Source organism: Streptomyces sp. T12, assembly GCF_028736035.1.
Classification (GTDB): domain Bacteria; phylum Actinomycetota; class Actinomycetes; order Streptomycetales; family Streptomycetaceae; genus Streptomyces.
On record NZ_CP117866.1, the window covers coordinates 11,119,426 to 11,128,364 of the forward strand.

The 8,939-nt window shown below is 71.7% G+C and carries 7 protein-coding genes; 4 read left to right on the forward strand and 3 right to left on the reverse strand.

Going from position 1 to position 8,939, the window contains the following annotated elements; all coding sequences use genetic code 11:
* Position 1 precedes the first annotated feature (1 nt).
* Positions 2 to 955 (reverse strand): carbohydrate ABC transporter permease, encoded by a 954-nt coding sequence (locus PBV52_RS49825; protein ID WP_274248884.1) that lies wholly within the window; start codon positions 953 to 955, stop codon positions 2 to 4.
* Positions 952 to 2,361: an extracellular solute-binding protein gene (locus tag PBV52_RS49830; protein WP_274248886.1), complete on the reverse strand. Its 1,410-nt coding sequence runs from the start codon at positions 2,359 to 2,361 to the stop codon at positions 952 to 954. The genes PBV52_RS49825 and PBV52_RS49830 overlap by 4 nt, the downstream gene beginning before the upstream one ends.
* Positions 2,362 to 2,528: 167 nt before the next feature.
* Here PBV52_RS49830 and PBV52_RS49835 point away from each other — a divergent pair, with 167 nt between their 5' ends.
* From PBV52_RS49835 to PBV52_RS49845, 3 genes are all read left to right on the forward strand, one after another.
* The gene (locus PBV52_RS49835) at positions 2,529 to 4,106 is read left to right on the forward strand and encodes a glycoside hydrolase family 32 protein (protein ID WP_373921992.1); all 1,578 of its coding nucleotides are present in this window, start codon (positions 2,529 to 2,531) and stop codon (positions 4,104 to 4,106) included.
* A gap of 10 nt (positions 4,107 to 4,116) precedes the next feature.
* Positions 4,117 to 4,722 (forward strand): AAA family ATPase, encoded by a 606-nt coding sequence (locus PBV52_RS49840; protein ID WP_274248888.1) that lies wholly within the window; start codon positions 4,117 to 4,119, stop codon positions 4,720 to 4,722.
* A gap of 122 nt (positions 4,723 to 4,844) precedes the next feature.
* Positions 4,845 to 5,819: a TauD/TfdA family dioxygenase gene (locus tag PBV52_RS49845; RefSeq protein ID WP_274248890.1), complete on the forward strand. Its 975-nt coding sequence runs from the start codon at positions 4,845 to 4,847 to the stop codon at positions 5,817 to 5,819.
* 24 nt (positions 5,820 to 5,843) lie between these two features.
* On the opposite strand, the gene PBV52_RS49850 is transcribed toward PBV52_RS49845, so the two are convergent.
* On the reverse strand, positions 5,844 to 6,722 hold the full coding sequence (locus PBV52_RS49850) for an alpha/beta fold hydrolase (protein WP_274248891.1): 879 nt from the start codon (positions 6,720 to 6,722) through the stop codon (positions 5,844 to 5,846).
* A gap of 136 nt (positions 6,723 to 6,858) precedes the next feature.
* On the opposite strand from PBV52_RS49850, the gene PBV52_RS49855 reads away from it, so the two are divergent.
* Positions 6,859 to 8,865: a BTAD domain-containing putative transcriptional regulator gene (locus PBV52_RS49855; protein WP_274248893.1), complete on the forward strand. Its 2,007-nt coding sequence runs from the start codon at positions 6,859 to 6,861 to the stop codon at positions 8,863 to 8,865.
* Positions 8,866 to 8,939: the final 74 nt, after the last annotated feature.

Consider the following 8,939-nt stretch of genomic DNA (forward strand, 5'->3'; position numbering starts at 1 on the left):
CTCACTGGTAGTGGACGAAACGCCGGCTGAGCCGGAACTGGAGGGCGGTCACCGCCATGATCAGCACGAACAGCAGCACGCCCACGGCCGAGGCCTCGCCGAAGCGCAGCTGCTCGAAGGCGCTCTCGTAGATGACCATCACCACGGTCCGGGTGGCGTCACCGGGGCCGCCGTTGGTGAGGACGTACGGCTGCTCGAAGACCTGCAGCGCGTTGATGATGCCGACCACCGAGGCGACCAGCAGCGTGGGCGACAGCAGGGGGAGCGTAATGCTGAGGTGCTTGCGCAGGCCGGTCGCGCCGTCGAGGGAGGCGGCCTCGTGGACCTCCTTGGGGATGTTGTTCAGACCCCCGACGAACAGCAGGAACGAGAACCCGAACTGCTGCCACACATAGACCAGGATCACCGTCGCCATCGCCGCGTTCTCGGACGTCAGCCACGGCACCGGCGCGACCCCGACCAGCCCGAGCAGCCAGTTCACGACCCCGAAGTCCTGGTTGAACAGGTACTTCATCACCACCGAGATCGACGCGGCGGACAGCACCAGCGGGAAGAAGAACGCCGACCGGAACACCGAGCGCAGCCACACCGGCATCCGCCCGTTCACCGCCAGCGCCAGCACCAGGGCGATCAGCAGTTGCAGCGCGACCGCGAACACCATGAACACCAGCGTGTTGCCGAAGGACACCAGCACCGTCGAATCGGTGAAGACCTCACGGTAGTTGGCGGCCCCGGCGAAGCGCGGATCGTCGATCACGTTCCAGTGGAAGAGGCTCAGCACCACCGAGCCGACGATCGGCACGACCGTGAAGACGACGATGCCGACGATCGTGGGCGCCAGGAACAGCGTGGCCAGCAGCCGGGTGCCACGGTCGCGGGTGGAGGGCCCGGGCGCGGGGGCCGGTTGTGCGGCCGGCTGCTTGGGCCGTACGGCAGGTATCTGGGTGTTCGTCATACGTCACGCTCCATGGCCTTCTCCAGGTCGCTCTGCATCCGGCGCAACGCGGGGGCCACCGAGCGCCGCGAGGCCAGGGCGGTACCGGTGTGCTTGAGCAGCACCTGCTCGACCTCGGCGACCTGCGGCGGCGCGGGGATCGGCCCGGTGTCGGGGAACTTGTCGAGGGTGTCGTAGAAGACCTGCCAGTGGTTCGGGCCGGTCTCGCGGTAGCGCTCGGCGGTCAGCATCGAGCGGCGCGCCGGGGTGGTCTGGTTGGTCTCGAACAGCCGCATCAGGGTGTCGCGGCGGGCGGCGTACTTGATGAACTCCCAGGCCTCCTCCTGCCGCTTGGAGGTGCGCAGCAGCGCGTAGCCGGCGGCGCCGTACTGCATGCGCTGGGTGCGCCAGCGCGGGAAGTACTGCACGTCGAAGGAGTCCGCCTTCATCCCGGCCAGATGCAGACCGCCCGCCCAGAAGCCGCCCGCGGGAGTGACACCGACCCGGCCGGTGGAGAACACACCGATGAGGTTCTGGCCGTTGCCGCCCTCGGGCCGGCTGCACAGGCCCTCCTGGACGAGGGAGGCGAGATAGTCGTACGCCTCCTCCACGCGCGCGTCGGTGGCCTGCGGCGTCGTCCACCGGAAACCGCCCCCGCGCCCCTGCCGCTGGGCGGCCGGATAGAAGGAGTCCCACAGCCAGGCCCCGCCGGGCGCCTTGGACTCGGCGAGCAGGTTGGTGTCGTTGGCGAAGAGCCAGGGCACCACGCCGCCCCACAGCCGGTTGGTCCAGAAGTACGGCGTGAACTGGGAGCCGCTGGACTTCTTCATGTCCCGCAGCAGGCCGGTGAAGTCGTCGCGGGTCCAGTCGGCCGCCGGGAAGTCCGCTCCCGCCCGCTTCAGCACCTGGTTGTTGAGGTACATGTCGGCCGCGTTGAACTCGACCGGCAGCTGGTAGAGGCTCCCCTCGTACATCATCGACTCCACCAGCGACGGATGGACGTCGGCGAAGTACTCGCGCAGCTCCTCGGCGTCCCGCTTCACCCAGTCGTCCAGCGGGACGCCGAGGCGCTGCGCGAACAGCTGGACGCCCTCGGTGGCGACATATACGAGGTCCGGAGCGGTGCCCGCAGCGATCTGGGTGAGGATCTTCGCGAAGAAGTCCGACCAGTCGACGGCCTGCACGGCGTTGATGCGGAGCTTGATGTCGGGGTGGACCTGCTTGAAGCCCTCGGTGAGCGTGCGGATGGCCTCCGGTCCGTAGGCGGGGCCGAGCGTGGCGACGACGAGCGAGCCGTCGTCCCGGCCGGGTATGTCGGCTCCGGTGAGCCGGTCCCAGCTCGCGGCGGTACCGGCCAGCGCGGCGGCTCCCGCGCCGTAGGCGCCGTACCGCAGCAGCGTGCGGCGAGTGAGGTGCGCGTCGGTCATCTAACGGGCCTAACTCGTGTTAGTCGAGTAGTGATGCCCCAGATGATGTGAAGGGTGTTACGTCCCTGTCAATAGTCGTGAAGCACTTGACCTTTAACGAGTTAGGTCGCAAAGTCCTGCTCCACGAGCCACAGTCCTGACGACGGCGTCGGGGAAGGAGCCGCACCATGCGTGGCGCATTTGGTATGCCCGAAATATCCAGGAGGTCACTCTTCATCGCCTCGGCCGTGGGCGCGGCCGGCGCAGTGCTGCCGGCCGGTCCGAGACCCGCCGTGGCGGCGTCCGCGACGGCCGCCGCCTGCACCGGCAGCTACCGCGCCGAGTACCACTTCACGGTCCCCGACCAGTGGATGAACGACCCGCAGCGGCCGGTGTGGATCGACGGTGAGTACCACTACTACTACCTCTACAACCCCGACTACTCGACCGGCGGCACGACCGCCGGCACGACCTGGCGCCTGGCGACCAGCACCGACCTGGTCTCCTTCACCGACCGCGGGATCGCCGTGCCGAAGGACACCACACCCAACGGCGACGTCTGGTCCGGCTCGGCGGTGGTCGACACCGACAACACGGCGGGCTTCGGCGCGGGCGCGGTGATCGTCCTCGCCACCATGGCGCCCGGCGACGTCACCCAGGCGCAGTACCTGTACTACTCGACCGACGGCGGCCGTACGTTCACCAACCACGGCACCGCCCCGGTCCTGCCCAACCCCGGCGTCCGGGACTTCCGCGACCCCAAGGTCATCCGCGACGAGGAGCGCGGGCGCTGGGTGATGGCCCTCGCCGAGAACGACAAGGTGGGCTTCTACCACTCCTCCGACCTCAAGTCGTGGACGTACGTCGGAGGCTTCATCAAGGGCGGCATCGGCGTCCTGGAGTGCCCGGACCTGTTCCGCATCCGGGCGGCGGACGGCACCTGGAAGTGGGTGCTGGGCGTGAGCGCCAACGGGAAGGGATCCGGGCTGCCGAGCACGTACGCCTACTGGACGGGATCCTTCGACGGCACCACCTTCACGCCCGACCTGAGCGACCCGCAGTGGCTCGACCACGGCTGGGACTGGTACGCCGCCGTCACCTTCGAGAAGCGGGACGCCGGCGGCACTCTCGACCCGGCGGCACGGTACGCGATCGGCTGGATGAACCACTGGGACTACGCCAACACCACACCCACCATCGAGTGCGACGGCTTCAACGGCACCGACTCGATCGTCCGCGAGGTCACCCTGAAGCGGGCCACGGACGGCACGTACTACCTGGCCTCCCAGCCGGTCGCCGGCCTCGACGGCCACGTGTCCCGCACGGTCGACCTCGGCGACCTGGAGGTGAACGGGAGTCTGCTGCTCGATTACACCGGCACCGCCTACGAGCTGACCACCGAGATCAGCTGGGACCGACTGACGGGTGCCGGGCTCCAGTTACGGCGCTCCTCGGACGGCGGACGTCACATCGACGCCGGGATCTACGGCACCTACGCGTTCGTCAACCGCGGGTACACCGTGAGCCCCGACTCCTCCGGACGGTGGCAGGAGAGCCGGAGCCCCTTCGCCCCGTCCGCGGGCACGGTGCGACTGCGCATCCTGATCGACCGTACGTCCATCGAGATGTTCGTGGACGACGGCCGGTACGTGCACTCCACCGAGGTCTTCCCGGACCCGGCCGACACCGGGCTCGCCCTGTTCACCATCGACGGCACGGCGGTGTTCCGGAACACGGTGATACGGGAGTTCGCCGTGGGTGAGTAGGGTCGACGGCATGCAGGACCTGCGCGTGGTGCTCATCGGGGGAACGTCCCACACCGGCAAGTCGACCGTGGCCCGGGCCGTCGCGCAGCGGCTCGGGTTCGACTGCCGCTCGACGGACCTGCTGGCCCGTCATCCGGGGCGGCCCTGGCGGACGCCGGAGTGGGTGCCGCCGCCGCATGTCGCCGAGCACTACGCCACCCTCGACGTCGACGCGTTGATCCGCTCCGTGCTCGACCACTACGCGCGCCTGTGGCCGCGCATCGAGGAACTGATCACGGACCACGCGACCGGGCACGGACCGGGCCTGGTCCTGGAGGGCTCCGCGCTCTGGCCCGCACGCGTGGCCCGGCTGACCGTGCCGCACGCACGGGCCGTATGGCTCACGGCGGACGACACGGCCCTGCGCGAGCGGATGCGGGCGTCGGCCCGCTACGACGAACTGGCCGACCAGGAGCGGTACTTGGTGGACAAGTTCCTCGACCGCACCGAGCGCTACCAGGAGCTGATGGCGCAAGCCGTCGACCGGCACGGCCTGGTGCGGATCGACACGGGAGGGTGCTCGGCGGCCGAGGTGGCGGAGCGGGTCCTGGCGGCCGTCGACGCGCGAGCGGCGTAGGCGAAGGGCTGGGTGAAGGACTGGGAGAAGGGCCCTGTCGCCGGGTCCGCGAAACACTGTCACGATCTTCGGGGGCCGGCTCGGACCGGAGCCGGTGTGGACGGACGACCGACGGAGCGGGCATGACGACGGACAGGGCCACAGCGGACGGGATGGAGCAGGTCACGGGGATCGAGGTGAAACCGGTCGCCGGACACATCGGGGCGGAGATCACGGGCGTCGATCTGGCCGGAGAGCTCGACGACGCCGCGGTCGCCGCGATCCGGGCGGCGGTGCTGCGCTGGAAGGTGGTGTTCTTCCGCGGGCAGCGGCTGGACCACGCCGGGCATGTGGCGTTCGCGCGCCGGTTCGGCGAACCGGTCGTCCTGCGCAAGCGGGGGAGTGCCTCGCCGGCGGACTTCCCCGAGGTCGAGACGACCGCCGACCGACTGGAGCTGGGCGGGAAGTTCGGCATGGAGCACGACGAGTGGCTGCAACGCCGCCGCCACACCCTGCTGCGCGGCTGGCACTGCGACCACGGCGCCCGCATCGACCCGCCCGCCGCGACGATCCTGCGCGCCGAGACCGTACCGCCGTACGGCGGCGACACGACCTGGTCGAACCTCGCTGCCGCGTACGCCGGACTCTCCGGCCCGGTCAGGGAGTTCGTGGCCGGTCTGCGCGTCGAGCACCGCCTCGGTGTCGGCTACCAGCCGCGGCCCGGCGACGACGCCTACGTCCGCCATCTGCTGGACCATCAGGTGGCCTCGCTGCATCCGCTGGTGCGCGTCCACCCGGAGACGGGGGAACGGGTGCTGTACGTCAACGGCTACTACGTCGAGCAGATCGCCGACGTCTCGCGGGCCGAGAGCCGGGCGATCCTCGACATGCTGCTGGAGCAGGCGGTACGGCCCGAGTACACGGTCCGCTTCCGCTGGGAACCCGGCAGCGTGGCCTTCTGGGACAACCGGGCCACCATCCACCTCGCCCCGAGCGACAACGCCCACCTCGACTTCCCCCGCACCATGCACCGGGTGATGCTCGCCGGTGACGTGCCGGTCGGGGTGGACGGCAAACCTTCGGAGCCGATCACCGGGACCGAACCGAGGCGCTGGTAGTCGCCGCCGGTGAGTTCACCGCCCTCAGCGGGCGAGCAGGTCCCGTAGTGCTTCGGCGATGTCGGCGGGCGCCTCCTCGGCCATGAAGTGGCCGCAGGTGACGGTGGTGTGCCGCAGGTCGGGCGCCCAGGCCCGCCACAGCGCGGCGGCGTCGAAGCCGAGGGCCGCCCCCCAGTCCTGCTGGAGCACACTGACCGGCATCCGCAGCCGGTTTCCGGCAGCCCGGTCGGCGCGGTCGTGCTCGATGTCGACGCCGGCGGAGGCCCGGTAGTCGGCGACGATCGAGGGCACGGCCGCTCGGCAGGCAGCCAGGTAGGCGGCGCGGACCTCGGCCGGTACGGCCCCCGGATCGGTCGTCCAGAGGTCGAGGAAATGGCCGAAGAAGGCGTCCGGGGCGGCGCTGATCATGCGCTCGGGCAGGCCGGGCGGCTGGGCCATCAGATAGAGGTGGAAGCCGACGGCGGCGGTGACGCCGTGCATCACCTCCCACATGTCCAGGGTCGGCAGCACGTCGAGGCACGCCAGGTGGGTGACCGTGTCGGGGTGGTCGAGCGCGGCACGGAAGGCCACCAGGGCGCCACGGTCGTGCCCGGCCAACGCGAAGCGCTCGTACCCGAGTCCGCGGGCCAGGGCCACGATGTCCGCGGCCATGGTGCGCTTGGCGTAGCCGGTGCCGTCGGTCTCCGCGGGCTTGTCGCTGGCGCCGTAACCGCGCAGGTCGGGGCAGATCACGGTGTGGTCGGCGGCGAGGTCGGCGGCCACATGGCGCCACATGAGGTGGGTCTGCGGGAAGCCGTGCAGCAGGACGACGGGCGTACCGGAGCCGCCGACGGCCGTGTGCAGGGACACCCCGTCGGCGACGGGGACGCGGTGGTGATCGAAGCCGGCGATGCCTGGTGTCATGGCTGCGCTCCTTTCGATGCGATGGGGGAGGATTCCCCTCGGGAAGATCGGGTTCCTCGATCCTCCCGGCGGCGGATGAGCAGGCAATGAGCAGCGGCGTTGCGGCGACATGGGGTGGTGGACGGCGATGGAAGGCATGGGACCTGCCTTCGGCGTACTCGGGCCCGTGGCCGCCTGGGACGGGGAAGGGAACGCGATCGCCCTGAAAGGTCCGAGACACCGCTCGGTCCTGGCCCGGCTGATCGTCGCCCGCGGCCGCGTCGTGCCGGTCTCCCGCCTGGTCGGGGACCTCTGGCCGGACGACCCGCCCGCCGACGCCGTGGGCGCCGTACGCACCTTCGTCGCCGCGCTGCGCCGCGCCCTCGAACCCGACCGCCCGCCCCGCAGCCCGGCCCGGCTGCTCGTCACCGACGGCCCGGGCTACGCCCTGCGCGCGGCGACGGACACGGTGGACGCCTGGCGCTTCGAGCGGACGGTCGCCGCCGCGACGCTGCCGACCGAGGACACGACCGTACGGCTGGAGGAGGCGCTCGGCTGGTGGCGCGGTCCGGCCTACACGGAGTTCGCCGACCAGCCGTGGGCCCGGGCCGAGAGCCGCCGCCTGGCCGAGCTGCGCCTGCACGCCGTGGAGCTGCGCGCCGAGGCCTTGCTGGCACTCGGCCTCGCCGACCGGGCGGCCGCGGATCTTCGGGCGCACTCGGCCGAGCACCCCCGGCGGGAGAACGCCTGGCGCCTGCTGGCCCTGGCGCTGTACCGCACGGGCCGGCAGGCCGACGCGCTCGACGTGCTGCGCCGGGCCCGCGCGCTGCTGGCCGAGCAGTTGGGCATCGACCCGGGCCCCGGCCTGCGCTCCTTGGAGGCGGACATCCTGCACCAGGCCGACCACCTCGGCCAGACGCTCGACCACCCCGCCGGCCGGGTCTGGGAGCGGGTCACCGCCGCCTACCACCGCACCGTCGCCCCCGACGCCCGGGCCCGCCTGGTGTCCACGGCCGGCCTGCTGCGCAACCTCGCCGTCACCGGAGGCAGCGGACTGCCGGCCGCCCGCGAGCACCGGGTGGCGGCGATCGCGGCCGCCGAGGAACTGGGCGACCCCGAACTGACCGCCCGGGTGATCGGCGCCTACGACGTGCCCGCGATCTGGACCCGCCTCGACGACCCGGAACAGACTGCACGCGTGGTCGCGGCCGCCGAGCGCACCCTCACCGCCCTGCCGGCCGAAGGCCATCAGCCGGCCAAGGCCCGTCTGCTGGCCACCATCGCCGTGGAGTCGCGTGGCACCCCGCTCTCCCGTGGCCCGCAAGCCGCCCGCCAGGCCGAGGAGATCGCCCGACGGCTGGACGATCCGGCGCTGCTGGCGTTCGCCCTCAACGCCGCCTTCATGCAGTGCTTCGAACGCACCGGGCTGGCGCCGCGCCGGGACGGGATCGGTGCGGAACTGGTCGCACGCTCCGCCCGGCACGGCCTGGCCACGTTCGAGATCCTCGGCCACCTCGTCCGGCTGCAGGCCCGCAGCGCGCTGGGGGACTTCACCGCGGCCGACGGCCACGCGGCCGCCGCGGACGCGCTGGCCGTCCGTCACGAGGCGCCGCTGGTGGGCGTGTTCACCGGGTGGTACGCCGCACTGCGGCTCGACGTCACCGGCCGGGCACCGGCGGCGGAGGTGGAGGCGGCCTACCAGGGCGCGGCCACCCTGCTGGACGGCGCGGGCATGCCGGGCCTCTCCCACGGCCTGCTGCCGCTCGCGCTGCTGTGCCTGCGCGTGCGCCACGACCTGCCCCTCCGCTTCGACGCACACACGGACTGGGGCCCCTACGCCCCTTGGGCGCACCCCCTGCTCCTCCTCGACCAGGGCCACCGCCCCGACGCCGCCGACGCCCTCCGTGCGACGCCCGACCCACCCCGCGACCTCCTCCAGGAGGCCCTGTGGTGCCTCACCGCCCGAGCGGCGCTGACCCTCGGCGACCGGCACGCCATGGCACGCGCCCACACCGCCCTCACCCCGGCGGCGCACGAACTGGCCGGCGCCGCCAGCGGCCTGCTCACGCTGGGCCCGGTCTCGGCACACCTGGCCGACCTGGCCGACGCCCTTGGTCGCACGCGTGAACGGTTTGACGAAACTCGTCGTCGTACAGGTGAATGATCGACAACGCTCCAGCCCGGTACCGGATTCCGGCACGGTACGGCACGGCACGGCATGGCGCGTCCGCGGGCGCT

Coding starts and splice junctions, on each gene's coding strand:
- PBV52_RS49825 (WP_274248884.1), bottom strand. CDS start 955: ATGACGAACACCCAGATACCTGCCGTACGGCCCAAGCAGCCGGCCGCA.
- PBV52_RS49830 (WP_274248886.1), bottom strand. CDS start 2,361: ATGACCGACGCGCACCTCACTCGCCGCACGCTGCTGCGGTACGGCGCC.
- PBV52_RS49835 (WP_373921992.1), top strand. CDS start 2,529: ATGCGTGGCGCATTTGGTATGCCCGAAATATCCAGGAGGTCACTCTTC.
- PBV52_RS49840 (WP_274248888.1), top strand. CDS start 4,117: ATGCAGGACCTGCGCGTGGTGCTCATCGGGGGAACGTCCCACACCGGC.
- PBV52_RS49845 (WP_274248890.1), top strand. CDS start 4,845: ATGACGACGGACAGGGCCACAGCGGACGGGATGGAGCAGGTCACGGGG.
- PBV52_RS49850 (WP_274248891.1), bottom strand. CDS start 6,722: ATGACACCAGGCATCGCCGGCTTCGATCACCACCGCGTCCCCGTCGCC.
- PBV52_RS49855 (WP_274248893.1), top strand. CDS start 6,859: ATGGGACCTGCCTTCGGCGTACTCGGGCCCGTGGCCGCCTGGGACGGG.